This window comes from Corynebacterium spheniscorum (assembly GCF_900113445.1).
Classification (GTDB): Bacteria; Actinomycetota; Actinomycetes; order Mycobacteriales; family Mycobacteriaceae; genus Corynebacterium; species Corynebacterium spheniscorum.
Genome location: NZ_FOPJ01000012.1, coordinates 26600 through 51820 on the forward strand (window position 1 = coordinate 26600; position 25221 = coordinate 51820).

General features: G+C 58.6%; 22 protein-coding genes. 14 read left to right on the top strand and 8 right to left on the bottom strand.

The window, feature by feature from the left end; genetic code table 11:
* Positions 1 to 9 precede the first annotated feature (9 nt).
* The 5 genes from BMZ01_RS08710 to trhA all read left to right on the top strand — a co-directional run bounded on the left by BMZ01_RS08710 (position 10) and on the right by trhA (position 6648).
* Positions 10 to 2238: a S9 family peptidase gene (locus tag BMZ01_RS08710; RefSeq protein WP_395891012.1), complete on the top strand. Its 2229-nt coding sequence runs from the start codon at positions 10 to 12 to the stop codon at positions 2236 to 2238.
* 312 nt (positions 2239 to 2550) lie between these two features.
* Positions 2551 to 2799 (top strand): phosphoribosylformylglycinamidine synthase subunit PurS, encoded by a 249-nt coding sequence (gene purS, locus BMZ01_RS08715; RefSeq protein WP_092286514.1) that lies wholly within the window; start codon positions 2551 to 2553, stop codon positions 2797 to 2799.
* The gene (purQ, locus tag BMZ01_RS08720; RefSeq protein WP_092286516.1) at positions 2796 to 3461 is read left to right on the top strand and encodes a phosphoribosylformylglycinamidine synthase subunit PurQ; all 666 of its coding nucleotides are present in this window, start codon (positions 2796 to 2798) and stop codon (positions 3459 to 3461) included. Before purS ends, purQ begins: the two co-directional genes overlap by 4 nt.
* A 10-nt stretch (positions 3462 to 3471) precedes the next feature.
* Positions 3472 to 5739: a phosphoribosylformylglycinamidine synthase subunit PurL gene (gene purL / locus BMZ01_RS08725; RefSeq protein ID WP_092286518.1), complete on the top strand. Its 2268-nt coding sequence runs from the start codon at positions 3472 to 3474 to the stop codon at positions 5737 to 5739.
* 177 nt (positions 5740 to 5916) lie between these two features.
* On the top strand, positions 5917 to 6648 hold the full coding sequence (trhA, locus tag BMZ01_RS08730) for a PAQR family membrane homeostasis protein TrhA (protein ID WP_223845929.1): 732 nt from the start codon (positions 5917 to 5919) through the stop codon (positions 6646 to 6648).
* Here trhA and BMZ01_RS08735 read toward each other — a convergent pair.
* Positions 6645 to 7658, bottom strand: a complete 1014-nt coding sequence (locus BMZ01_RS08735; RefSeq protein ID WP_092286522.1) for an acyl-CoA thioesterase — start codon at positions 7656 to 7658, stop codon at positions 6645 to 6647. The genes trhA and BMZ01_RS08735 overlap by 4 nt on opposite strands.
* A 107-nt stretch (positions 7659 to 7765) precedes the next feature.
* Positions 7766 to 8122 (bottom strand): SdpI family protein, encoded by a 357-nt coding sequence (locus tag BMZ01_RS08740; protein ID WP_177180134.1) that lies wholly within the window; start codon positions 8120 to 8122, stop codon positions 7766 to 7768.
* Positions 8123 to 8245: 123 nt separating this feature from the next.
* On the opposite strand from BMZ01_RS08740, the gene BMZ01_RS08745 reads away from it, so the two are divergent.
* Genes BMZ01_RS08745 through purM form a run of 4 tightly spaced genes read left to right on the top strand, consistent with a single transcriptional unit; the run spans position 8246 to position 13051 of the window.
* Entirely contained in the window at positions 8246 to 10087 is a 1842-nt protein-coding gene (locus tag BMZ01_RS08745; RefSeq protein WP_223845930.1) for a heavy metal translocating P-type ATPase, read from the top strand.
* 5 nt (positions 10088 to 10092) lie between these two features.
* Positions 10093 to 10470, top strand: a complete 378-nt coding sequence (locus BMZ01_RS08750; RefSeq protein WP_092286528.1) for a sterol carrier family protein — start codon at positions 10093 to 10095, stop codon at positions 10468 to 10470.
* An 11-nt stretch (positions 10471 to 10481) separates the two neighbouring features.
* On the top strand, positions 10482 to 11990 hold the full coding sequence (gene purF, locus BMZ01_RS08755) for an amidophosphoribosyltransferase (RefSeq protein ID WP_092286530.1): 1509 nt from the start codon (positions 10482 to 10484) through the stop codon (positions 11988 to 11990).
* Positions 11990 to 13051, top strand: coding sequence for a phosphoribosylformylglycinamidine cyclo-ligase (purM, locus tag BMZ01_RS08760; RefSeq protein WP_092286532.1), 1062 nt, complete (start codon positions 11990 to 11992; stop codon positions 13049 to 13051). The genes purF and purM overlap by 1 nt, the downstream gene beginning before the upstream one ends.
* Positions 13052 to 13104: 53 nt before the next feature.
* Here purM and BMZ01_RS08765 read toward each other — a convergent pair whose 3' ends face one another.
* Together BMZ01_RS08765 and ygfZ are read right to left on the bottom strand one after the other, a co-directional pair.
* Positions 13105 to 13329, bottom strand: a complete 225-nt coding sequence (locus tag BMZ01_RS08765; protein ID WP_092286594.1) for a DUF3073 domain-containing protein — start codon at positions 13327 to 13329, stop codon at positions 13105 to 13107.
* A gap of 261 nt (positions 13330 to 13590) precedes the next feature.
* Complete coding sequence (gene ygfZ, locus BMZ01_RS08770; protein ID WP_092286534.1) at positions 13591 to 14643, bottom strand: CAF17-like 4Fe-4S cluster assembly/insertion protein YgfZ; 1053 nt, start codon at positions 14641 to 14643, stop codon at positions 13591 to 13593.
* 41 nt (positions 14644 to 14684) lie between these two features.
* On the opposite strand from ygfZ, the gene BMZ01_RS08775 reads away from it, so the two are divergent.
* A complete protein-coding gene (locus BMZ01_RS08775) occupies positions 14685 to 15593 on the top strand; it encodes an aminodeoxychorismate lyase (protein WP_092286536.1) in 909 nt (302 codons plus the stop codon).
* A gap of 173 nt (positions 15594 to 15766) precedes the next feature.
* On the opposite strand, the gene BMZ01_RS08780 is transcribed toward BMZ01_RS08775, so the two are convergent.
* The gene (locus BMZ01_RS08780) at positions 15767 to 16435 is read right to left on the bottom strand and encodes a heme-binding beta-barrel domain-containing protein (RefSeq protein ID WP_092286538.1); all 669 of its coding nucleotides are present in this window, start codon (positions 16433 to 16435) and stop codon (positions 15767 to 15769) included.
* A gap of 77 nt (positions 16436 to 16512) precedes the next feature.
* Between BMZ01_RS08780 and BMZ01_RS08785 the strand changes: the two genes are divergently transcribed.
* Positions 16513 to 17559, top strand: coding sequence for a diacylglycerol/lipid kinase family protein (locus BMZ01_RS08785; protein WP_092286540.1), 1047 nt, complete (start codon positions 16513 to 16515; stop codon positions 17557 to 17559).
* Positions 17560 to 17565: 6 nt separating this feature from the next.
* On the opposite strand, the gene BMZ01_RS08790 is transcribed toward BMZ01_RS08785, so the two are convergent.
* Positions 17566 to 18288, bottom strand: coding sequence for an LmeA family phospholipid-binding protein (locus tag BMZ01_RS08790; RefSeq protein ID WP_223845931.1), 723 nt, complete (start codon positions 18286 to 18288; stop codon positions 17566 to 17568).
* Between the two features lie 30 nt (positions 18289 to 18318).
* Between BMZ01_RS08790 and mshD the strand changes: the two genes are divergently transcribed.
* Genes mshD through BMZ01_RS08805 form a run of 3 tightly spaced genes read left to right on the top strand, consistent with a single transcriptional unit; the run spans position 18319 to position 23092 of the window.
* Positions 18319 to 19170, top strand: coding sequence for a mycothiol synthase (mshD, locus tag BMZ01_RS08795; RefSeq protein ID WP_177180135.1), 852 nt, complete (start codon positions 18319 to 18321; stop codon positions 19168 to 19170).
* Between the two features lie 44 nt (positions 19171 to 19214).
* Positions 19215 to 21929, top strand: coding sequence for a GNAT family N-acetyltransferase (locus tag BMZ01_RS08800; RefSeq protein WP_092286542.1), 2715 nt, complete (start codon positions 19215 to 19217; stop codon positions 21927 to 21929).
* Positions 21926 to 23092, top strand: coding sequence for an acetoin utilization protein AcuC (locus tag BMZ01_RS08805; protein ID WP_223845932.1), 1167 nt, complete (start codon positions 21926 to 21928; stop codon positions 23090 to 23092). The genes BMZ01_RS08800 and BMZ01_RS08805 overlap by 4 nt, the downstream gene beginning before the upstream one ends.
* Before the next feature lie 29 nt (positions 23093 to 23121).
* On the opposite strand, the gene BMZ01_RS08810 is transcribed toward BMZ01_RS08805, so the two are convergent.
* Both BMZ01_RS08810 and BMZ01_RS08815 read right to left on the bottom strand, forming a co-directional pair.
* Entirely contained in the window at positions 23122 to 23880 is a 759-nt protein-coding gene (locus tag BMZ01_RS08810; protein ID WP_092286544.1) for an SDR family NAD(P)-dependent oxidoreductase, read from the bottom strand.
* Between the two features lie 13 nt (positions 23881 to 23893).
* Positions 23894 to 25063: an acyl-CoA dehydrogenase family protein gene (locus BMZ01_RS08815; RefSeq protein ID WP_092286546.1), complete on the bottom strand. Its 1170-nt coding sequence runs from the start codon at positions 25061 to 25063 to the stop codon at positions 23894 to 23896.
* Between the last annotated feature and the right edge of the window lie 158 nt (positions 25064 to 25221).

A 25221-nucleotide genomic window follows, 5' to 3' on the forward strand; every position in this document is an offset into this window, starting at 1 on the left:
ACATATACGATCAAGGACATGTCTGAACAGAATGCCCCGGTCGCCAAAAAAGAACCCACAACTCGCGTCCACCACGGACGCGAGTTTGTTGATAACTACGAGTGGCTACGCGAAAAAGAAAACCCCGAGGTCATCAAGTACCTCGAGGAAGAAAATGCGTTCACCAAACAACAGACCGCGCACCTGGACACCCTGGCGGAAAACATCTACCAAGAGATTAAATCTCGAGTAAAAGAAACCGACCTTTCCGTCCCGGTGCGCCGCGGCGACTATTGGTACTTCTCGCGTACCCAAGAAGGCAAAGACTATGGTCTTTCGTGCCGCGTGCGCGCCGATGACCCGGCATTACAAACCCAGGCCGAGGCCTTCGCCGATAACCCCACCGCGGTTGCCGAAGCACACTCCAGCAGCATCGACGCAGACCCCAGCCAACGCCTTCGCGAATGGCTACCGCCGTATATCCCGGAAGATGAAAAACTCCCTGGTGAAGAAATCCTGCTTGATAGCAATGAGCTAGCCGAAGGCCACGAATTCTTCTCCCTCGGAGCACTGAGTGTTAGCCCCGGGGCGGGCCTTCTGGCTTACTCCGAAGACATCAACGGCGATGAGCGCTTCACCCTCAGAATCAAAAACCTCAGCACCGGGGAGCTCCTCGAAGATGAACTCACCGAACTGTTTTATGGTGCGCTCTGGGCTAATGATGAGGTGCTCTTCTACCTCACCGTGGATGAATCCTGGCGCCCCAACCGCATCTGGCGGCACAAGGTCGGCACCCCACAATCTGACGACGTATTGGTCTTCCAAGAAGACGACCCCCGCTTTAGCGTCGGGGTAGGGCAGTCGCACTCTCGTGACTACCTCTTTATTGAGGCGGGCTCTAAAACCACCAACGAGATCTACGCCCTTCCCACCGAAGATGCGGAAGGCGAATTCAAATTACTATGGCCGCGAGAAACCGGAGTGGAATACCAAGTCGAACATGCCTTGGTGGCTGGTGAAAACCGCTGGCTAGTACTGCACAACACCGAGGGCGAAAACTATGCCCTCGGTGAATGCGCGGCCGTTTATGGCAACGAGCTGCCCAGCCTCAAGGAGCTTCGCAGCCTGGTACCGCACCGCAGCGATGTTCGCCTAGAAGGTGCTGAGCCTTGCCGGGATCATATTGTGCTCAGCTACCGCGCTAATGCTCTAAGCACTGCCGCGGTGATGAAACTTGATGAGCAGGGCTACACCACCTTCGAGGAATTACCGAGCGAAGAAGAGCTCTACACCCTCGGCCTTTCTGGCCTCGCAGAATGGGATGCCCCCACCTTGTGGCTGGGCTATGGCTCCTATGTGACCCCCTACCGGCTCTATAGCTATGAGGTGGCCACCGGAGAAAAGACGCTGCTAAAAGAACAACCCATCCTGGGTGAATACGACCCCACCAAATATGAGGCGAAACGCCATTGGACTGAGCTAGCCGATGGCACCCGCATTCCGGTCTCCATCATTCACCGCAAGGACTTGGATCTTTCCACCCCGCGGCCAACCATCCTTAGCGGCTATGGCTCCTATGAGATCAGCTCTGATCCTTCGCTATCTATTGGTCGGCTTTCCATGCTTGATCGCGGCATGATCGTGGTCTTCGCGCATGTTCGCGGCGGCGGCGAAATGGGGCGCGCCTGGTACGACCACGGCAAGATGCTGAAGAAGCGCAATACCTTCACCGACTTCATTGCCGTGGGCCGTGACCTGGTTCAGATGGGGCTCACCTCACCAGAGAAACTGGTGGCCAATGGTGGTTCGGCTGGTGGTCTTCTTATGGGTGCAGTGGCCAATATGGCCCCGGATCTTTTCCAGGCCATCCAAGCCGATGTGCCCTTCGTCGATCCGCTGACCTCCATGCTCATGCCTGAGCTTCCGCTGACCACCGGGGAGTGGGAAGAGTGGGGCAACCCCTTCGAGGATGTTGAAGTCTATGACTACATGGCTTCCTATTCGCCCTATGAGAATGTCAGTGCCCAGAATTATCCCAACATCATGGCGGTGACCTCCCTTAATGACACCCGCGTGCTCTATGTGGAACCCGCCAAGTGGATCGCCAAGCTGCGCGATACCGCAACCGGCGGCAACTTCCTACTGAAAACAGAGATGGCAGCCGGCCACGGTGGTGTCTCCGGACGCTATGCACGTTGGCGTCAAGCCGCCGAAGAAATGGCATGGCTGATCAACCAAGCCACCGGGGTAGAAGCCTAAACTACCAACGCGGCACCCCTCTGGGCTCATACCAAGCCCACGTGAACCACGACAAAGCTCGCGGAACTCTGGCACAAACCTCACGTGGGCACCCCACAACCCCGCATGCCGAGCCCTGCCTCGGGCCCGGTTTAGCATCCTGCTAAGCGCTGCGTCGGGCCCGGTCTCGAACCTGTCCAACCCCACTTCCCACCCGGGGCTCCACCCCCTTTTTCTCCCCCTTGGAAGCGCCCACAATCTGATTCAACCCTGCAGCTCAGATAGGCTGTGTGGACGGACGTCCGTTTCTGGCGAAGAAAAGGGAAGATAACTGTGGCCCGTGTAGTGGTAAACGTTATGCCGAAGACTGAGATCCTGGACCCCCAGGGGCAAGCCGTAGTCCGAGCACTCGGACGCATCGGAATCAGCGGCATCAAGGATGTGCGTCAAGGCAAGCGCTTTGAAATCGAGGTCGAAGACGGCGCGGACATTAGTCGCGCCGACCTCGAAAAAATGGCAGAGCTTCTGCTGGCAAACACTGTGATTGAAGACTTCGAGGTCATCGAGGGGGAGACCGAGTGACCAACGCCCGGATCGGAGTCATCACCTTCCCCGGCACTCTGGATGATGTGGATGCTGCCCGCGCAGTCCGCATCGCCGGGGCTGAAGCTGTCGCACTCTGGCATGCCGACAGCGACCTTAAAAACGTGGATGCTGTCGTGGTGCCCGGCGGCTTCTCCTATGGCGACTACCTACGTAGTGGCGCCATCTCTGCGCTCGCCCCAGTCATGCAATCGGTCATCGACCGCGCCAAAGAAGGCATGCCCGTACTTGGCATTTGCAATGGTTTCCAGATCCTCACCGAAGCTGGCCTGCTCCCCGGTGCTCTTACCCGCAACCAAGGCCTGCACTTCCACTGCGTGGATACCTACCTCGAGGTAGCCAACAACCGCACCGCTTGGACCAGCAACTATGCGGAAGGCCAAAAAATCCTGATCCCCGCTAAGCATGGTGAAGGTCGCTTCCAAGCCGCCGCAGACACCATCAAGGAGCTGGAAGAAGAAGGCCGCGTGGTGTTCCGCTACACCGATAATTTCAATGGCTCCATCAATGCCATTGCCGGTATCAGCAGCGCCGATGGCCGTATCGTCGGCCTCATGCCGCACCCCGAGCATGCTGTCGAAGCACTCACCGGGCCCTCCACCGATGGCCTGGGAATGTTCCTATCCGCTATCGGTGCCTAAGGAGTTCTCGATGTCCATTCATAATGACACCGTCGAAGCGGCAATCGCTTCCCCCGAGCAAGAACAGCCCTACCTCCAGCTCGGCCTCAAAGAGGATGAATACCAACGCATCCGCGAAATCCTCGGCCGCCGCCCCACGGACGCAGAACTCACCATGTACTCCGTCATGTGGTCCGAGCACTGCTCCTATAAATCCTCCAAGGTGCACCTACGCTACTTCGGCGAAACCACCACCGAAGAAATGGGCGAGAAAATCCTCGCCGGCATCGGCGAAAACGCCGGCGTGGTGGATATCGGCGACGGTCACGCCGTCACCTTCCGCGTGGAATCCCACAACCACCCCTCCTATGTCGAGCCCTACCAAGGTGCCGCAACCGGCGTAGGCGGCATTGTCCGCGACATTATGGCCATGGGAGCACGCCCCATCGCGGTCATGGATCAACTCCGCTTCGGCCCTGCCGATGCCCCCGATACCCAACGCGTCCTCCCAGGTGTGGTGGCCGGTGTTGGCGGCTATGGCAACTGCCTAGGTTTGCCCAATATCGGCGGCGAGACCGTCTTCGACGAATCCTATGCACAAAACCCCCTGGTCAACGCGCTTTGCGTAGGCACCCTCAAAGTCGAAGACCTCAAACTCGCCTTCGCCTCTGGCCTTGGCAACAAGGTCATGCTCTTTGGCTCCCGCACCGGACTGGATGGCATTGGTGGTGTCTCCGTGCTGGCTAGTGAGAGCTTCGAAGAAGGCGAGGAACGCAAACTCCCGGCCGTGCAGGTCGGCGATCCCTTCGCCGAAAAGGTGCTTATCGAGTGCTGCCTCGACCTTTACCGCGCCGGTGTGGTCGTCGGCATCCAGGACCTCGGCGGAGCCGGCCTTGCCTGCGCTACCTCCGAGCTCGCCGCCTCCGGTGATGGCGGCATGGAAATCAACCTCGACAAGGTTCCGCTGCGCGCCAAGAACATGACCGCCGCCGAGATCCTGGCCTCCGAATCCCAGGAACGCATGTGCGCTGTGGTCACCCCGGAGAATGTTGAAACCTTCAAGGAAATCTGCGCCCACTGGGATGTCACCTGCGCCGAAATCGGTGAGGTCGCCGAAGGCAAACACCTCATCATTCGCCACCAAGGCGAAGTAGTTGTAGATGCCCCCGCTCACACCATCGCCAATGAAGGCCCCGAATACGAGCGTCCTTGGGCACGCCCCAGCTGGCAGGATGAACTCCAATCCGGCGGCGAGGTTCAAGCCCCCGAAGACCTCCGCCAAACCATGCTGGACATGGTCTCCTCCCCAGCGCTGTGCTCCCGGGACTTCATCACCGAACAATATGATCGCTACGTCCGCGGCAACACCGTCAAAGCCAAGCACTCCGATGCCGGCGTGCTGCGCATTGATGAAAACACCAGCCGCGGCATCGCAGTCAGCGCGGATGCATCCGGGCGCTACACCAAGCTCGACCCCAATATGGGTGCCCGCCTGGCACTCGCTGAGGCCCACCGTAATGTTGCGGTCACCGGTGCCCGCCCCGTCGCAGTCACCAACTGCCTCAACTATGGTTCGCCGGAAAACCCCGATGTCATGTGGCAATTCCGCGAATCTGTCCACGGCCTCGCCGATGGCTGCGTGGAGCTCAACATCCCGGTGTCCGGCGGCAATGTGTCCTTCTATAACCAGACCGGTGAGGAACCCATCCTGCCCACCCCGGTTGTCGGTGTCCTCGGTGTGATCGACGATGTGCACAATGCCTTCGGCCATGACGCCAACCCCAACCAGGACCTCATCCTGCTCGGCGACACTAAAGAAGAATTCGGCGGTTCTATCTACCAGCAGGTCGTCCACAACGAGCTGCGCGGCCTCCCGCCGCAGGTGGATCTCGCCAAGGAAGCCGCCCTCGCGGACTTCTTCGTCGGCAACACCGATATCGCCGCCGCCCATGACCTTTCCGAAGGCGGTTTCCTCCAAGCCCTGGCAGAGATGTGCTTCCGCAATAACGTTGGGGCCAACATTGATCTGACACGTATTCACGAAACCCCACACGTGGCTCTCTTTAGCGAGAGCGCTTCCCGAGCTCTGGTGGCTTGTGCCCCAGAAAAGACTGAGGCGCTACTCTCCCGCGTTAGCCGCGCCGGGTTGAGTGCAACGCGAGTAGGAAACACCACCGATTCCACTGAACTCGATTTCGGCGTGGTCTCCATTAAGGTGGCAGAACTTCGCAAAGCCTGGGCAGAAACCCTGCCCCGACTCTTCGGTCATGCCGCTGGCGCCAACTCCGTGGTCGCCTAGGTTCCTTTCGGCACCTCAGCCGCCTCGCCCCGCTTCCTTCGCCTAGAGAGCGGGGCTACTTTCGTCTCAAACGATTGTGTGATCCCACGACACTGCGTAGACTACGGAACAGTAACTTACGTTATCGAAGGTTGATGGAGCAGCACGCATCACTTCGGGCACATAGAAAGTTTTGCCTTGTCTCGCACCAAAACCAGCATCGAGCCTTTCCAGCTCACCCCACAAACCCGGTGGGTGATTGACCGTGGCATCCGACCGCACGCCCGCGGCTGGTTCCACCTCGTCACCGCACTAGCCTCAGTTATCTCCGGCACCGTACTAACCACCTATGCCTGGATGACCCTGAATACCCTGTGGGCTATCGGCGTGACCATCTATACTTTATGTTTCTTCCAGCTATTCGCAGTATCCGCCGCTTACCACCGCGGCCCTTGGGCCAGCCAAAAAACCGTCACCTGGTGGAGGCGCGCCGACCACGCCACCATCGGCGTTTTCATCGCCGCCACCTACACACCTTTATGCATGATTGTGCTTGCACCACACCAGGCTGCCTGGATGCTCGCACTCGCCTGGTTCGGCGCCTTTATCGGCGTGATCTTAAACCTCGTATGGATCGACCACCCACGCTGGATCGACCCCGTCGTCTTCCTACTCTTAGGGTGGCTGATCATCCCACTGCTCCCAGAACTATGGAGCAACGCTGGCCCCACCGTGGTGTGGCTGCTCTTTGCTGGTGGTGTGGTCTACTCCGTCGGCGCACTCGTGTACGCCTTCAAATGGCCCGGCCGTGAAGCCACCTGGTATGGCTTCCATGAACACTTCCACACTGCCACCATCGTCGCTGCAGTCCTACACCTCACCGCCGTGTGGATGGTCATCGTCCAAACCGGCGGGCCCTGCACCTGTTAACTCAAATGCCGCGGCAATCCCGGGGTAATCAACGGTTGCGGGGAATACTTCGCACGAAGCTTCCGCAAGGTCGTGGCGTGTTCCGCTAGGCGCTTATCCTCTTCTGTCACCGGCTCAAAATGCCGTGCCGGAAGAGGATTATTATCATCATCCACCGCAATATAAGACACCGTGGCATGGATGGCATCCTTGAGCTCATCGCGGCCACCACGCGGAGCACCCGAACGCACATGCACCGACATCTGCATACTGCGGCTATCAGTACGCATCATGCGCGCATCCACCTCGATTAAATCGCCAATCGCAATCGGACGATAGAAGCGGATCCCACCGGCATACACCGCCACGGTGTGCTCCCCAGACCACTCCATGGTGCACGCCGCACCGGCCTCATCAATCCACTCCATGGCCGTGCCACCATGCACCTTGCCGCCCCAGTTCACATCCGAGGGCTTCGCCAAGAAGCGGGTAATCAACCGCGGAGCATGAGATTCGCCATCATAGGTTTGCTCGAGCATCTCGGTCTCAATGGCTTGACGCAGCTCAATCCGCGAAAGTGCAGCTTCTCGCACGCGCTCTTCTTCCGCATTCTTCGGAATGAAATCCGGCACTTTCACGGTCTTCCCGGTTTCAGTATCCTTCGCCACGAAGATCACCAGGCAATCACAGGCCCGGGTGAAGATCCCTTCGCGCGGGTCCGCAGAGAACACCTCATTGACAATATGCATGGAGCTACGGCCAGTCATCGCGATCCGCGACCGCACCTCCACCATGTGGCCCGAAGGAATCGGTCGGGTGAAGTGAATGTGGCCCACATATGCCGTCACACAGTAGGTGCCAGACCATTGCACCGCACAGGCATACGCCGCCTTATCAATCCACTCCAATACGCGACCGCCGCCCACACCATGGCTACCAGCAAGTAACACATCAGTTGGGGCGGCCAGGAAACGAAGTGTTAATTCAGCCGAACGGTGACTTTTTTCAGTAAATAATTGAACTTCAGTCATAGGGTAGATCTTTCCTGAAGAGAAGGGGCGAGGGGAATGCTCAACATCATGCCTTACCTGTGGGGCAGGGCACATTAAATTTAGGCTAAGACGGGGGTGTATGACGTTCACTGCTGCAAACTCTGTGCGGCAGAATCTGCTTTCATTAACGCCATCAGCACCACAATGCAGCCCACGGAAATCACAATCGCAGAGAAAATCCCCAGGTCCATGGTGCTTTTGGCCAAAGCCAAAACAAAAACCAACGCCCCGGCGGAAGCAAAGTACAGCGCTAACCCCTCAAAATAAGTTGTCACCGCTGCATGCCCGGCTTTCCAGGCTTTCTGGGAACTCAACAGTCGCGGTGTTCTTATTCCTGGTAGGTGCGAATAGGAAATGCCGCGGTATTCACCTTTGGGGCAGACTTTGGCCACGAATAATGCCCAGGCGCTTAGTAGCGCGAAGATGATGATCAGGAAAGTCACGGCCGTCCCCACTCTGCTAGGTATCACCTCTCTCTCACTATGCCTTAGCTAACTGGACTTAGGCAAGAGCATCCTAGCTGGTGAAAGCATATTTCTTTGAGGAATATAAGAGTTGTGATGGAAATGAGAACCAATTCCAACTTTTTTGCTTCCCGTGATGGCATCATCGCCACCGCCACCTTAGTAGCGATAATTATCCACCTCATCCTGCGTTACGCTATCGGTCTACAATCCCCCGCCGACTGGCCACTTATGTTGCTGACCTTGGTCGCCGGGGTGCCGTTGACCATCGACGTTATTAAAGGCGCCATCGCCGCCCGCGGCGGCGCGGACCTTTTAGCCGCTGTTTCTATTGTCTCCGCAGCAATCCTTGGGGAATGGCTTGTCGCCGCCATTATCGTGCTCATGCTCTCTGGCGGTGAAGCCCTCGAAGAGGCTGCCTCCGCCAAAGCTTCCAGCACGCTCAAAGCCCTGGCTCAGCGAAGTCCAAGTATTGCGCATAAAGAAACCCCCGAAGGGTTAGTGGATATCCATGCCAACGATATTGTCGTCGGCGATGAAATCATCGTCTTAGCCCATGAACTCTGTCCCGTCGATGGGGTAGTGGTCAGTGGACGTGGGTCAATGGATGAGTCCTTCCTCACCGGTGAGCCCTATGTGATCCCCAAATCCTCCGGCTCCGCGGTGATCTCCGGTGCTGTCAATGGCGATACCGCTTTAAAGGTCCGCGCTGAACGCCTCGCCCAGGATTCTCGCTACGCCCAGATCGTCGGGGTGCTCAAAGAAGCTGAGGAAAACCGCCCACCCATGCGCCGCCTCGCGGACCGACTTGGTGCCTGGTACACCCTGGTGGCCCTTAGCCTCGGCGCTCTTGGCTGGGTTATTAGTGGCGACCCTTCCCGCTTCCTAGCCGTCGTTGTGGTGGCTACCCCCTGCCCGCTACTCATTGGCGTACCAGTGGCCATTATTGGCGCCATCTCGCTCAGCGCTCGCCGGGGCATCATCATTAAGAACCCCGCGATGTTAGAAGATGTGGGCCGCACCCAGACCATCATCTTCGATAAAACCGGCACTCTTACGTATGGCCGCCCAACACTTAGTGCCATTGACACCCCCCGGGATGAAAAGGAAGTCCTCGCCTTAGCTGCAGCTGTCGAGGAATACTCCCGACACCCCTTAGCCCACGCTCTTATAGAGGCCGCCAAGGGCTTGGAACAACCTACCGTCACCGAAGTCCGTGAAGAACCCGGCAAGGGGCTTATCGCCCAAGCTGGTGGGCATGAGGTGCGTTTAACCAGTCGCGCCGCAGTCCCTAACCTGCCGCAGGCTAAGGCTGAAACCGGCATGGAATCCATCATGCTGATCGATGGCGAATATGCCGCCACCTTCACCTTTCATGATGAACCTCGCAGCCAAGCTAAAGAGTTCATCTCTCATCTGCCACGCCAGCATGCAGTGCAGCGCTCCATGATCCTATCGGGTGATCGTCAAGCTGAAGTGGAACGCTTAGCCAACAGCGTGGGCATCAGCGAAGCTCGCGGAAATATGTCTCCAGAAGAAAAACTCGCCATCGTTAAGGACTGCGCCGCCGGTGGCCCCACTCTCTTCCTCGGCGATGGGATTAATGATGCCCCGGCTATGACCGCAGCCACCGCTGGTGTTGCCTTCGGGGCGTCCTCGGATATCACCATGGAAGCTGCCGATGCGGTGGTGCTGGATTCCTCCTTAGAACGTGTTGATGACCTGATCCACATTGGTCATCGCATGCGCCGCATTGCCTTACAATCAGTGCTCGGCGGAATGGGGCTGTCCATAATCGGCATGCTCTTGGCTGTCGGTGGTGTACTGACCCCACTATTAGGTGCCATTGCGCAGGAAGTCATCGACATCTTGGCGATCCTTAATGCCGCGCGGGTGGGGATGATCCGCAAGAACCTCTCTGACTTTGATCAGGACATAGAGTAAGAAGCATGGCGAAGATTGATCCTGCTGAGGTAGTGGAAGCAGTTCAGGCAATAGCCGCGTGGATCCGCGATCCTCAGGGAGAAGCGGAACCAACCCGGATGGAGTTAGCCCGCGCAGTTCGTTTAAGTGCGCGGATGCTGGCACAGGAATCCCCGGGCCATTCCGTCGAAGTACGAGTACCCCCGTTTGTGGCTGTCCAATGTGTCGAGGGCCCGCGCCACACCAGGGGGACCCCACCGAATGTTGTGGAATGCACTCCACTCGCATGGCTGCAGCTAGCAACCGGAATTGCGGATCTAGAAACGCTTCCAGACGTAAGTGTTTCCGGCACCCGCGCACAGGAGATTTCCCACAGCCTGCCGGTAGTTCGTTTGTCCACATAGAACCAGCTACCATGGCAAACGTGGTAACCAACGACCTGTCGCGGGCCTCGGACCTTGATGACCATGGCGAACAGCCACCCAAAGAAGAATGTGGTGTATTCGGGGTATGGGCCCCCGGTGAAGAAGTCTCCAAACTTACCTACTTTGGTCTATTCGCCCTCCAACACCGCGGCCAAGAAGCCGCCGGAATAGCAGTCGGTGACGGCGAAAGAGTCGTCGTATTCAAAGACATCGGCCTGGTCTCCCAAGTATTCGATGAAACCTCCCTCGAAGCCCTCCAAGGCGATATCGCCATCGGCCATACCCGCTACGCCACCACCGGCAGCGCGGATTGGAATAATGTGCAACCCATCTTCGGTGTTGCACCCGATGGCACCGACATCGCGCTGTGCCATAACGGCAACCTCATCAACTCCGCCGAACTCTTAGTAGAAGCCCAAGAATACGGGCTCATCCGCGGCGATGCGTGCACCTCCGATACCAATATCCTGGTGACGCTGCTGGCCAAGGAAGTAGATGAAAACACCAGCGTATTTGATGCCGCACGCAAGATCATGCCGCGGCTCGAAGGCGCTTTTTGCTTCACCTTCACCGACGGCAAAACCCTCTACGCTGCCCGCGACCCACACGGGGTACGCCCCCTGGCTTTAGGCCGACTAGAACGCGGCTGGGTAGTGGCCTCAGAAACCTGTGCCCTCGATATTGTGGGCGCCTCCTTTGTTCGCGAAATCGAACCCGGCGAAATGGTCGCCATTGATGCCGCCGGCGTGCACTCGGAACGCTTCGCACCAGCCACGCATAAAGGCTGCGTTTTTGAATACGTCTACCTCGCCCGCCCAGACTCAGTGATCCGCGGCCGTGATGTGTACTCCTCCCGCGTGGAAATCGGGCGACGCCTAGCCCGCGAGCACCCAGTGGATGCGGACCTGGTCATCCCCGTGCCAGATTCCGGCACCCCAGCAGCCGTGGGCTATGCCAGCGAATGCGGCATCCCCTTCGGCCAAGGCCTGGTGAAGAACGCCTATGTGGGCCGAACCTTCATCCAGCCTTCCCAAACCCTGCGCCAGCTAGGTATCCGCCTTAAGCTCAACCCGCTGCGCGACATGATTGAAGGCAAGCGTCTGATCGTGGTGGATGACTCCATCGTGCGCGGTAATACCCAACGCGCGCTGATCCGTATGCTGCGCGAAGCTGGGGCAGCAGAAGTGCATGTGCGGATTGCCTCCCCGCCGGTGAAGTGGCCATGCTTTTATGGCATTGACTTCGCCAGCCCCGGGGAATTGATCGCTAATTCCGGCAGCCCCGGTGGGGAATCGGAAGTCATTGAGGCGGTATGCACCGCCATCGGGGCTGATACCCTGGGCTTCCTTTCCCTCGGGGACATGATTGAAGCCACCGAGCAGCTACCGCAGGATCTCTGCGCGGCTTGCTTCGATGGGCATTACCCCTTGGGCTTGCCGCAACTAAATAAAAACGCTGATTTGGTGCGCCGACTCCAGGGCACGACGACAGGAGAATAATGAGCAAGCAAGAAGGTGCTTCATACGCCGCCGCCGGTGTCGACATTGAGGCCGGAGATCGCGCCGTCGAACTGATTGCCCCGCACGCTAAACGCGCCACCCGTCCCGAGGTCCGCGGAGGCCTGGGTGGTTTCGCTGGACTCTTTGCCTTAGGCAAATACAAAGAACCACTGCTGGCCGCAGGCTCTGATGGTGTGGGCACCAAATTAGCGGTGGCACAGGCCATGGATAAGCATGACACCATCGGCATTGACCTGGTGGCCATGTGCGTGGATGACTTGGTGGTCTGCGGTGCCGAACCGCTCTTCCTGCAGGACTATATTGCTATCGGCAAGGTCGTCCCAGAACATATTGCGCAGATCGTCTCCGGTATTGCCGAAGGCTGTGTGCAGGCTGGCTGCGCACTACTGGGCGGGGAAACCGCTGAACACCCAGGGGTTATGGAACCGGAAGAATACGATGTCTCCGCCACCGCCGTGGGTGTGGTGGAAGCTGAAGAACTCCTTGGCCCCGATAAAGTGCGTGCCGGAGATGTGCTGATTGGGATGGCCTCTTCCGGGCTGCACTCCAATGGTTACTCGCTTGCGCGCCATGTGCTCTTAGAGCGTGCCGGGTTGAGCTTGGATGCCTACATGGAAGAGTTCGACCGCACCCTAGGTGAAGAACTCCTGGAGCCCACCAAGATTTATGCCAAGGACTGCCTCGCCCTGGCCACTGAATGTGAGGTGCATACCTTCTGTCACGTCACCGGTGGCGGGTTGGCCGGAAACTTGGCGCGGGTGATCCCGGATGGGTTGGTGGCTGAGGTTTCGCGTAGCTCCTGGACCCCGGGGCAGGTGTTCCGCACCATTCAGTCGCTAGGGAATGTGTCCCGCGAGGAGATGGAGAAGACCTTCAATATGGGTGTGGGGATGATTGCGGTGGTGGCACCAACAGATCGCGACCGTGCCTTGGCGATGCTGACCGCACGCCATATTGATTGCTTTGAGCTAGGTACCGTACGCAGCGCCCAGGATGGGGATGAGTCTGTGCTGATGAGCGGGGAGCACCCCGGCTACTAGAGCGCACGCCAAAAGGCGGTGCGCGCAGTGCGCACCGCCTAGTAGCGAGTTAACTAGCCTTGGCCGGAGACCTTGCGGTTTCCGTCCTCATCACGCCAGTATTCCGCGTACGGATCCGAGTAGTACTCCTCTTCGTCATGAGAGCTGCTCTCATAAAAACGGCGGGAAGACTTCCCAGCGAGCTCGCGCTGGAGCGACTCGAGGTCCATTTGCGGAGTGTTGTACTTCAGTTGGCGAGCAACTTTGGTCTGTTTTGCCTTCGCGCGACCGCGACCCATGCCTTGACCCCCTTGGAGTGTCCAGGGCAATCCCGGGATATTCGGATGCCCCATCGGCTTAACGTGTCTGTCTGTTCCTGCTGAATACCATAGCCCGAACGCGCGAAAAATTCCCCTCTGCATCTTGAGCTGCGGAGATGAGTCGCGGTTGTGGTGGCAAGTGATAGATAAGCGGAGGCGCAGCGCCGGGCGGGTAATGGGCACAAAGTGTGAGGCACTTTAGCGCCAAAGCGACGCTACCCCTTTGTGGGGGTGAAGCGGTTAAGAGCGTCCCTTGAGGCGATCGATGGCCTTGCGTCCGGCTTGTTCGGATTCCTCTGCGGGGAGGGAATCAGGATCAACATTTATGGCCACGCCTTCTGCCTGAAGTTCAGTGGAGTCCAGCGCAGATCGTTTCACCAAAGCCAACGCCATGGGGCCGTAGTCGCAGTCTTGTATCACTTCGCCTAAACGCCCCACGGTGCGCCGGCCCGCTTTAATTTCAGCGCCGGTAGGCGGCAGCTCTGGGGCGGAGCCATCGAGATGCACAATCACCAAAACCCGTGGGGAGCGACCGAGGTTCTCGACTCGCGCTACGGTTTCTTGGCCGCGGTAACAACCCTTATTCAGGTGCACCGCACCAAGCCGGCCATGGCGACCAATCCAGGAAGGAACCTCATGGGGGATGGATTTATGATCCAGGTCTTTTAAAGGATCGGGGATGACGGCGCGGGTGCGTATGGCATCAAAAGTCATGGTGCCGGCAAGACTCACGTGATGCCCAGCGAACCAGCGGACCACATCAAGCATGTCCTCACGCCGCACCAGCAGATCTCGACGGGCAACCCCCGGCCATTCATGAACGGCATCGGAGACTACTGATTCATAGCGGGGTGCTTCTCCGAGGATGGTGAGCAGCGCAAGGTCCGTACGGGAGATTTCCACCTTCGCCCAGAAGATCATCATGGAGAGGTATTTTTCGAGGGAATCGGCTTGGGCAGGATCCACATCGAGGTAGAAAGCGTCCGGGAGGCGGACGATGCCGGTGTGGTGGAGGATGCGGCCATTCATGTCCAGGTCGAGGGCCTCGGTGCGAAGATTTTCGGGGAGGTCATCGAGTTTTTGGGAAAGAAGGCGGTTGAGGAAGTCGGGGGCATCCTCGCCACTGACTTTGAAGATGATGCGGTCGGAGCGGTCGATAAGCACCGCGCGGGACTCGAGGGCGCGCTGTTCGCCGAGCGGGTTGCCATAGTGCCAAGCGACAGTGGAACCATCGGGGCGCGGCTGGCCGCCATAGGCTTGCGCGATGGGCGAAAGGGAAAGATCACTACGCACAAGCCTGATGTTAATGCCCCAGCCAAGGCATAATCCATAACATGGCTTTAAATTCGCCCAGTCCCGTGGTCCTTCAGGTTGAACCCTTTGGTGGCTCCACCCGCCGCCACAACACCTCCTTACCGCATCTGTACTGGGATGATGCTGCTGTCACGCGAGGCGAAGGTGTTTTTGAGACGCTGCTGATACATGATGGGAAGGTCGCGAATTTTCAGCGGCATATGAAACGTCTTCAGGCTTCGGCCACCCAATTGGGGCTAGCGGTCCCGGATGCGGAGCACTGGGGGCAGGCCGCGGCGGAGGCGGCGGCGGATTGGTGCGGGCAGATCCCGGGGAAGAAGAAACCCCAAGCCGCAATGACGTGGACCTTAACCGGTGGGCGGGCGAGCACCGGAGTGCCGAGCGCGTGGATTACCGTGCGAGCGCTGAGTGATACGCAATTAAAACAACGCGAAGAAGGCGTAGCCGTGATGACTGCGGAGCGTGGGTTTAGCTTCCAGATTTCGCCGACGAAGAAGCAAAAACCGTGGGTCAGTTTGGCGGCGAAGTCTTTGAACTACACCGCGGCGATGGCGGCACTGCGGGAAGGCCGCGCGCAGGGATTTGATGATGTGCTGTGGGTCGAGGGAGACCGCGTACTGGAGGCGGCGACCTCGAGTGTGGTGATTGTGAAGAAGGATAAGCGGCTGCGTAGTCCGGAGCCGGCGGGGGAGATTATTGCTGGGACCGCGGTGGCCGCACTTTTTGAGTTGGGGGAGAAGAAGGGCTGGCGCTGTAAGCACAAGGAGCTTTCGGTGTCGGACCTGTATGAGGCGGAATCGGTGTGGTTATTAAGCTCCGTGCGGATGGGGGCGCGGGTGACCCGGATTAACGATAAGGAGCTGGGAAGCCCGGGGAAGGACTCGTTAAAGGCAGTGCGGGGGCTGATTGAGGAGGCGTTGACGCGCTAGCGGGCGCTGTGTGGTGCGGGTGCAGTGGTACCGGGGTGCTGTGGCGTTGTGGCACCGTAGCGCTGGAAAAAACGAACGCCACCGCGATAGCCCATAGGGAGCTAGGAGGTGGCGTTCGTCGCATGGTGTCGGGCTACTAGTGCCGACACCGCTTGTTAGTGTAGCTGCTTGGTTTAACCGGCGACTCGGTGGAGTTGGGCTGACATCCGTGGGTGCAGCTCACCATCGACGAGGCGCTCATCGACCCAGCCGAGATCATTGTTGGGGAGCAGGCCATAAAGACGCTTGCCGGGGCCTAAGGTGGTGGGCCCGGAGGCGGTGACCATGGTGCTGGCGGATTCCAGCTCCCAGGCGCGCTCGTTCATGGGTTGGCCATAAAATATTTCTACCGCGCCGGTGGAGTGCGTGCAGATGACTTCCATTTGGTCTTTGAGGTCGATGCGCCAAAAACCGGATTCGCGCTCGATGGTGCCGTGGGCGTTGCCTTCCTCATCGAGACGCCAGATGCGGGAATCATAGGTGAGGTAGTTCTCGCCATCGTGGGCGATGATCAGCTGCTGGCCGAAAGCGAATTGGCCATCTGCTGGGGTATCGGCTTGGCCTTCGCCGCGCCACACGCCAACTAGCGGCAGGAGGGCTAAAAGACCGTCGTGCAGGTTCGGGCCCTGACGAAGGTTGGCGGTGTCATCTTCGATGGGAAGATCGAAGAGTTCCTTCATGCCGGGGATATTCAGGTGCGCGGTTTTCTTCGCTGATTCCGCAGCTTGGTTGACTGCAGCATTCCCATCAAGGCGGGGGGTATCAGCTGGTGGGGTGGGCTGGTTATTATTCTCTTCGCTCATGGCGACCATGCTACTTGTTGGGGTGAATCGCCCGTGGGGCAAGGGCACTGAATCGAACTAAAGGTAGGCTAGGCGGAATGAAGGTCCTCATGATCGCGAATCCGAACTCGACGAGCCAATCGCCCGCCTTGTTCAGCTCGATCGTCCCGACTTTGATGGAAGTCCCGGACCTGCATTTGCTGAGTAAATTCACGCACTATGCCGGGCATGCGGAAGAAATGTGCCGCGCCATTGTGGAGGACCCAGATTCCGATATTGACGCAGTGTTGGTGCTCGGTGGGGATGGCACCGTCAATGAAGTAGTCAATGGGCTTTTAGGGCCCGCAGATAAACCAGTGGAATCACGCCGCATCCCCGCATTAGCAGTAGTACCCACCGGATCAGCCAATGTTTTTGCTCGCGCCTTAGGTTTCCCGGCGGATGCCGAAAGTGCGGTGGAAACCCTGGCTGGGACCTTGGCGGGGAACCTCACCCGCGATATCACCCTAGGTACCTGGAATGACCGCTGGTTTGCGGTGAATGCTGGCTTCGGCATTGATGCGGAAGTTATTGCCGGGGTGGAAAGAGCACGAAGCTATGGTTTTGCGGCTTCGCCTTTGGTGTATCTGAATGTGTCTTTGCGCGCCTGGATGCGGGCGCGCCGGGAACCCCCACAGATTTCTTTGCAGACACGCACCAAAGATGGTGAAGAGGTGGTTTGTGAGGATATTCCCTTGTGCGTGGCCTCCAATACCAACCCGTGGACCTTCCTCGGCCCGCTGCCGGTGGTCACGAACCCAAGGAACTCCTTTGATCGCAACCTGGGGATCTTTGGGTTAAGCGATATCTCTGGGATTAAGGGTGCTGCTGGGATGTTGCACCTGATTGGTTTTGGGTATCGCAAATATTTTGGGCAGTGGATTCGCCAAAATATGATCCGCGTGGATGATGTTGTGGAAGTGACACTGAGCTGCCATGAACCGCGGCGCTTCCAAGTAGATGGGGAATCAGCCGGGGTGCGCCAAAGCGTGGTGTTGCGTAGCGTGCCGGCGGCATTGAAGGTTTTTGCGCCGACGGTGGCGCACCATAAAAAGTTTTCCCGCCGGCCCTGGCAAGTGGTCCGCGACCTGGTGCGCATCCGCTAAACCAGGCTACTTGGCGAGCGGGGCGAGTTTGGAGAACTCCAGGGCGGTATTGCGAACCTCGGCGGAAAAGCGGATGCTGCCGCCATCCAAGGTCACTGATTGTGCCTGGGAGGCAAGGGGAAGCTCGCGGGTATCAAACTCGTAGGTGAATGCCTCACGGATTTCTTCCTCGCGCTCAGGAAAATCAATCACCCGCGGGGTCATGCGGAACATCGGCCCATCAAGACGCAGCGCCACCACCACCGAGATGGGGCGCTCAAATTTTTCTGGGGTACCGGTGAGCTTAGCTTCCGTGACAGAACCACCGGCAGGGGAAATGTCATAGGGGTTGGCGATATCGAGATCCATGATCCCTAATTGACGCCCCAAAGACACCCCATCAAGACTGATGGTTCGGCGAAGTAACTCGGTTTGTGCACCTGCCAGATCACCGCTGAGCACCTGTGCCGGGGAGGCCTCAACATTGATGGCCTCGGTGCGGGCATTAACCATGCCGAAGGGTGGGAGATCAACGTCATACACATCCGCAGACACCTGCGGCAGCGTGCCGCTTAAAAGCGCGGCGGTATAGGGGGTGCCACCGGCGGATACTCGTGGCGCTACCTCTAAATTCGAGTAGTTTTCCACAATAGTGGCGATGCGTTTTTCCACGCGGATGGCAATAATCCCATCAGCTACCCACAAGATGAGCAGCAGGGAAGCGATGAGATAGAGGAGTCGGCGTGGCACAAATACTCCGTGAAGGTAGCGTGGGTGAGCATGGACATTAAGCAATATAACGAGTTAACAGATGAACTAGCCACTGCCGCTAAGAAGCTCTGCGAAGAGGTAGCCGCCCACGATGGGGTAGAACCACTCAGCGAACAATTCTTATTAGGGCTTGATGACCCTCGGCTTGGGCACAAGCACTACCTGGCCTTTAAGGATGAGAAATTGGTGGGCGTGGGTGCGTTTGATGGGCAGTCCGCGGAATTAACGGTGCGGCCTGATGCCCGCAGGTTAGGTATTGGGGAAGCGCTGTGGCATGCGCTCGGAAGCGTGCCGACCTGGGCCCATGGGAATCTTCCCGCAGCCCAGGGTCTCGGGAAAAGCCTCGGGCTAGAAATTAAGCGGCGGCTTTTAGTAATGGAATTAACCGGGGACGCATTGGCGCAGGTAGAAGGTGCTGATGGCCTGGTGAGCTTGGCGGAATACCAGGCGCCGGATGCGCAGGAACAATGGTTGAAGGTGAATAATGAGGCCTTTGATTGGCACCCGGAGCAGGGCGGATGGGACTTAGAGCGGCTTGCGCGCGCCCAAGATACCGAATGGTTTGACCCGGAAGATGTACTCTTTTTAGTGGATGAGCGGGGAATTATGGGCTTTCATTGGTTGAAGGTTCATGGTGAAGGGCTGGGCGAGATTTATGTGGTGGGCCTGGGTAAACGTGCGCGCGGACGTGGGTTGGGGGACCCCTTATTGCGCGCCGGGATTGTGCATTTGCGGGATCAGCGCAAGGTCAAGCGCGTGATTTTGTATGTGGAGGATGATAACCAGCCGGCGGTGAAGGCCTATGAGAATTTAGGTTTTGAGATTGCCGAAGAACATGTGTTGTTTTCCCTGCGCACCTAGTTTGTTCTAGGTAAGCTTCCCAGAAACTGCGAAAGGGCCCGCACATGAACTGGGAAGCCGACATTGTTCTTGCTGATGGTGGGGTAGCGCACCTGCGGCGAGTGGAGCCGGAGGATCGCGAACGCTTCATTGAGTTTTATGATCGTGTATCCGATACCTCCAAGTATTTGAGGTTTTTTAGCGCGCACCCCACACTCGGCGAAGATGACCTGGACCGCTGGGTGAATGTGGATCACCATGATCGCGTTACCCTGGTGATTACTGAACGCGACCGCATTATTGCCACCGCCCGCTATGAAATTGTGCAGCAATTTTTACCCGCGCGGGTAGGGGATGTGTCCTTCTTGGTACAAGACGATCACCATGGGCGCGGGGCCGCGAATATTTTATTGGAGCACTTAGCGCAGATCGGGCGCGAGTGCGGGGTGGAGCGTTTCTTCGCAGAGATGTTGACTCAAAACCGCTCGATGGTGCAGGTGTTTGTGCGCGCCGGGTACCTGGTGAAACCGGAGTTAGAAGATGGCTTCATCACGGTGGATTTCCCGATTGATCCCACGCAGCGCTCGAAGGAAGTGATGTTGCAGCGCGAGCACCGCGCGGAGGCCAGTGCGATTCGGCGGCTCTTGGAGCCACGGCATGTGGCGGTAGTGGGGGATGTAGAAGAGATGCGCAGCATTGTTGCTGGCATTGTGGACAGTGGTTTCCGCGGGGAGTTGCATGTGGTGACCAGCGCGGCGAGGGATGAGGCTGGGGTTGTGGAGGGGGAGGTTGCGGCCGAGCCTTCCTCGGCGGAGGAATCCTCCCTGGCAGAGCCCTCCCGCCCGCGTTCCGCCGCGAGCCTCCTCCAAGGTCTGCCCGGGGTAGTGGACCTGGTGGTGGTGGCCTATCACAAGGAAACCCTCGATGAGATCCTGGCGGCCGCCGCCGCGAAAGAAGCCCGCGGCCTAGTTGTTGTCGCCCAAGGTGGGAGCCCCGGGCTTCGCGGTGAAGAGATCCGCGAGTTCGTGGAAAAGGCGCGCTCCTATGGGTTGCGTGCTTTCGGACCCGCCTCCTTGGGGGTGATTAATGCCGACCCGCGAGTGCGGCTTAATGCCTCCCCGGCGCCCATGCCGCGCCCAGGTTCGGTGGGGCTGTTCACGCAATCGGCGGGTGTAGCCACCTTGGCGCTTGCCCGAGCCATTGAGCGCCGCTGTGGGTTGAGCACCTTCATCGCCACCGGGGCGTTTGCGGATATTACTGCTAATGACGTCATCCAATTCTGGGCGGAAGATGCCGATACCCAGATCTGTCTTTTATCCCTAGATGCCATTGGTAACCCACGGAAATTCTTCCGGGTTCTTAGGCGCCTGGCCTTAGAAAAGCACGTGGTGGTGTTTACTCCTTCGCGGGCATTGGGCACCGCTCGGCACTATGACCTTCCCGGTTTGATCAGTGCCCCAGCTGGGGCTTTGGATGAAGTGATTAGCCGCTCTGGGGCGATGGTGGTGCAACGCCGCGACACCATGTTTGATATCGCGCAGATCCTGGCGCGCCAACCTCTTCCCCGCGGAAGGAAAGTTGCGCTGATCGCCAACTCCAAGGGCTTGCTCAGCCAAATGCACCAAGCCGCGCTGCGCTTTGATCTTCAACCAGATCCGCGGATGAGCCACGGCAGCACTCTTGCCGAAGCCACCCAAGAAGCCCTCGCCGAACCAGGGGTCCACGCGGTACTCGTGGCAGTGGTGGATATCCGCGGCGAGAACACCCAAAACTATTATGAGCTGCTGCGCGAACTCGCTGCCGGCACTACCCGCACCCCGCTGATTGCTTCTTTTGTGGGCTTTAAACAACCGCACACCTTTGGTGCCCGCAACCCCGAAAGCGCGGAAGAACAAGGCGAACTGCCTATCTTCGCCACCTACGCGGATGCCTTGGAGGCGATCTCTTTGATTCGCCGAAATGAAGAGATGCGTGCCGCGGCCCGCCCCACGGTGGAAGAACTGGAAGAACGCCATGACCTGCGGGAAGAGAAAGTCCTGCAGATGGTGGCCGAGATGAACTTAGAAGAAGCGCGCGCCGCCACTGATGAGGAATGCGCTGCGATTTTAGCGGCCTATGGGATTGACCTGGTGCCCTGGGTGCCAGTGGAAAACCTCGAAGAAGCCACCGAGGCGGCTGCCGGCATGGGGTGGGGCGTGGTGCTTAAAGCACTTAGCCCAGTGGTACGTGGCCGCCCGGAGCTTTCCGCGGTGGTGCGTCACATTGGGGATCCCACCAGCATGCGCCAAGCCTGGGCCTCGCTTGGGCGTATTGCTGTGGAACTTGGGGTCGCCGGAGAACCAGACCCCAGCGTGCTTCAACCCGTCATTCAGGCAACCGTGCCAGCTGGTGCATCCCTATCCATGCGCGCTATTGAAGATCCTGTGCTTGGCCCCATGGTCAGTGTCGGTGCATCCGGGCTGGCCTCTGATTTGGTGGGGGATCGCGCCTGGCGGGTACCACCTTTAAGGCGAAGCGATGCCAGCGCCATGTTGGAACAACTCGCGGCCGCGCCCATCCTGCACGGCTACCGCGGGGCCACCCCCTCCCGGCTCGATAGCATCGAGGACCTGCTCATTAAGCTCGCGCGACTGAAAGATGATATCGCCGCCTTAGTGGAAATCGAGCTCACCCCCGTGGTGGCCAGCGCCGATAACACCTACGTGGTGGGCGCCCGGATGCGGGTCGCCCCGCTATCTACTGAACGTGATCCCCTCGCCCGCGGACTTTCAGCCACATGATGCGCCGCGAAAAGAAACGCCCGCTCCTGGTCTATGGGGAGGCGCTGGATCACTATAGCTTCGGGCCCTTCCACCCCATGGGGCCGCGCCGGGTTCGCCTGGCCATGCACCTCGCCGAAGCCTTGGGGGTGCTAGACCACTTCGACATTATGGAACCCCCACCGGCGCGCGACCGCCTGCTGCGCCTGGTGCATAGCGATGACTACCTCCAGGCCTTAGCTAGTGGGGAGCCGAAACCAGAACTAGGGATCGGGGATGCCGATCACCCCGTGGTTCCGGAGCTACCGCGAGTAGCTGCCCGCGTGGTATCCGCCACCGTGGCGGCCGTGGAAGAGGTATGGGAAGGCCGCTATGACCGTGCCGCAAATATGGCCGGCGGCCTGCACCACGCCCATGAAGGTTCCATGAGTGGGTTTTGCATGTTCAATGATGCCGCGGTGGCCATTAAGTGGTTGCTTGATCGCGGCGCTAGCCGGGTGGCTTACCTGGATCTTGATGCGCACCACGGTGATGGGGTGGAAAAAATCTTTTGGGATGACCCCAGGGTGCTTACTATCTCGGTGCATGAATCAGGGCTGCATCTTTTCCCCGGCACTGGCTTCGCTAATGACATTGGTGGGCAGCGCGCCTTAGGCACCGCGGTGAATGTGGCTCTTGAGCGCCACACCGCGGATCTTGATTGGTTGCGGGCCGTGCACGGCATTATCCCGCCGCTATTGCAGGTCTTTAAACCAGAGATCATTGTTAGCCAGCACGGTGCTGATGCTCACCGTGCTGACCCGCTAGCGGATCTGGATTTATCCATGGATGCCATGGCCCGGGCTTATCGTTCGGTGGCTAGCTGGGCTGATCGTTTTGCTGGCGGCAAGTGGGTGGCCATTGGTGGTGGCGGTTATCTGCGCGATTCCGCGGCGCGCGCCTGGACCCACACCCTAGCGGCGATGGCGGATATGCCTTTAGAGGCCGCGCACCCCACCCCGAAGGATTGGGCGCAGGTAGTCCAAGGCCCCGTTGCCGCCACCATGGGCGACCCCGGGGCCGAAGGATTATTGGCGCATTATCGCCCTGAACGTGTGCTCACTGATGCCCCCGGCGCCCCCATGGTGGCAACCTCCCGAGCGGTGTTCCCCTACTGGGGGTTGCGCCCCTACCACCAGAGCTAGGAGCGGAAGCAAGGAGCCCGGGTAGCGCTCTAACGCGGGGGCATCCGCAGCGCGCCGTCGAGGCGGATGGTTTCTCCATTGAGGTAATCATTTTCCGCCAAGGCCACCACCAAATCCGCGAACTCCGTAGGCTTCGCCATGCGCTTCGGGAACACCACCCTGGCCTGCAATTCCTCCCGGAACTCCTCGGTAATCCCAGCCATCATGGGGGTCTCCACAATGCCCGGCGCAATGGAATTCACGCGGATCCCCAACCCCGCCAAATCACGCGCCGCAGTAATGCTCAAGGCATGCACCCCGCCCTTACTGGCGGCATAGGCGGCCTGCCCAACCTGCCCTTCAAAGGCAGCCACAGATGCAGTGGTCACCACCAACCCGCGTGCCCCATCCTCATTAATGGGTTCCTGCGTGGACATCACATCGGCCGCCGCCGCCATGACACTAAAAGTGCCCACCAAATTCACATTTAACGTAGTGGCAAACAGCCCCACATCATGGGTGCCCTTGCGCCCCACAATCCGCGCCGAAGGACAAATCCCCGCGCAGGTCACCGCCAACCGCAAAGGCGCAGCTTCGGCAGCCTGGCGCACAGCCTGACGTACCTGTTGCTCATCGGTGACATCCGTGGCGATATAAGTAATGTTGTCTGCCGCTTTGCCTTCGATGCTTTGCTCGAGATCGAGGGCGAAGACATGCACGCCCCTGGCGGCTAGCTCGGCACAGGTTGCCGCGCCTAATCCTGAGGCACCTCCTGTGACAACAGCTGAGGTGGTGGAATCAAGCTTCATTAGGTTCTCCCCTCTAAACGAATGCAGACATGCCGGTAATTGCGCGACCAACAATCAGTGAATTGATGTCATAGGTGCCCTCGTAGGTGTAGAGCACCTCCACATCATTGAAGAATTTGCTGAGCTCATACTCAGTCAAAATGCCATTACCGCCGCCCAGTGCACGGGCCGCCGCAGCAGATTCCCGCGCTAAACGCGTAGCAGTGGCCTTGGCCAAGGCAGCGTGCGGCATCTCCATGACACCCTTTTCCTGCATCCACGCCACCTGCGCCAACATCGCCAAAGAGGCACTGGCATTGCCCAAAATGCGGCTCAAAGCTTCTTGCACCAGCTGGAACTTCGCAATCTTCTTGCCGAATTGATCGCGGTTAACCGCATAATCACGGGCCGCATCAAAAATGCCCAGCTGCACACCGGCGGCCTGCCAGCCCACCCACGCTCGTGAGGTCTTCAACATAATGTTGGTTTCTGCAAAGGACTCCGCCCCGGGGATGAGGTTCTCCGCTGGAATCAGCACATCCTTAAAATCCAGGTTCGCATTTTGCATACAGCGCAGCCCGGACTTACGGGAGATCTTCTCCTTGCTGACCCCCTCGCGATCCAGCTCCACAATGAAGCCCTTGATGCGATTGTCCTCGGTATCCCGGGCAAAAACGATGGCGAAGTCAGCGAAGGTCCCGCCACCAATCCAGCGCTTGGAACCATTAATCACCCACCCCTGATCAGTGCGCTTGGCTGAGGTAGCCAAACCACCAGCAATATCAGAGCCATGGTCTGGTTCTGTTAGCGCGAAGCAACCCAGCTTGGTGAATTGGCGAAGACCAGGCAACCACTGATCCTTTTGCTCCTTAGAGCCAAGCTGGTCGATGAGCTCAACGACCAGCTCATTATGGATTCCCACCAATGCCGATACCGAGACATCCACCCGGGTGACTTCTGCATAGGCCAGGCCCTTAAAGAGCCGTGAGGTGCCATCCAAGGCAATTTCGCCAAGACCCTGCTCAGCAAGTTTGGGCAATAACTCGAAGGGGAATTCCTCACGGTCCCAATACTCGCCCACCACGGGGCGCACTTCAGCTTGGAGGAACTCGTGGAGTTTTTGGAGGCGCTCCCGCTCCTCGGGGCAGAGCTGGTCTGCCACCTGAAGGATGTCGGCCTCCGGGAAGGGGATGGAGTGGTTCATGATGACCTTCCAAGGTGTGTGATCTAGAGAACAGTACGATATGAGCGCAAAGTGTACAGGAGCATTTCTCCGCGGGGGAGGTTTTCAACATTTTTCGCCCAAAGGTGGTCGAATAGGTGAAGCAATATATGAATCGAAGAAGAAACGACGGAGAACCA

Coding starts and splice junctions, on each gene's coding strand:
- purL (WP_092286518.1), top strand. CDS start 3,472: ATGTCCATTCATAATGACACCGTCGAAGCGGCAATCGCTTCCCCCGAG.
- BMZ01_RS08735 (WP_092286522.1), bottom strand. CDS start 7,658: ATGACTGAAGTTCAATTATTTACTGAAAAAAGTCACCGTTCGGCTGAA.
- BMZ01_RS08745 (WP_223845930.1), top strand. CDS start 8,246: ATGAGAACCAATTCCAACTTTTTTGCTTCCCGTGATGGCATCATCGCC.
- BMZ01_RS08750 (WP_092286528.1), top strand. CDS start 10,093: ATGGCGAAGATTGATCCTGCTGAGGTAGTGGAAGCAGTTCAGGCAATA.
- purF (WP_092286530.1), top strand. CDS start 10,482: ATGGCAAACGTGGTAACCAACGACCTGTCGCGGGCCTCGGACCTTGAT.
- purM (WP_092286532.1), top strand. CDS start 11,990: ATGAGCAAGCAAGAAGGTGCTTCATACGCCGCCGCCGGTGTCGACATT.
- BMZ01_RS08765 (WP_092286594.1), bottom strand. CDS start 13,329: ATGGGTCGCGGTCGCGCGAAGGCAAAACAGACCAAAGTTGCTCGCCAA.
- BMZ01_RS08775 (WP_092286536.1), top strand. CDS start 14,685: ATGGCTTTAAATTCGCCCAGTCCCGTGGTCCTTCAGGTTGAACCCTTT.
- BMZ01_RS08780 (WP_092286538.1), bottom strand. CDS start 16,435: ATGAGCGAAGAGAATAATAACCAGCCCACCCCACCAGCTGATACCCCC.
- BMZ01_RS08785 (WP_092286540.1), top strand. CDS start 16,513: ATGAAGGTCCTCATGATCGCGAATCCGAACTCGACGAGCCAATCGCCC.
- mshD (WP_177180135.1), top strand. CDS start 18,319: ATGGACATTAAGCAATATAACGAGTTAACAGATGAACTAGCCACTGCC.
- BMZ01_RS08800 (WP_092286542.1), top strand. CDS start 19,215: ATGAACTGGGAAGCCGACATTGTTCTTGCTGATGGTGGGGTAGCGCAC.
- BMZ01_RS08805 (WP_223845932.1), top strand. CDS start 21,926: ATGATGCGCCGCGAAAAGAAACGCCCGCTCCTGGTCTATGGGGAGGCG.
- BMZ01_RS08810 (WP_092286544.1), bottom strand. CDS start 23,880: ATGAAGCTTGATTCCACCACCTCAGCTGTTGTCACAGGAGGTGCCTCA.
- BMZ01_RS08815 (WP_092286546.1), bottom strand. CDS start 25,063: ATGAACCACTCCATCCCCTTCCCGGAGGCCGACATCCTTCAGGTGGCA.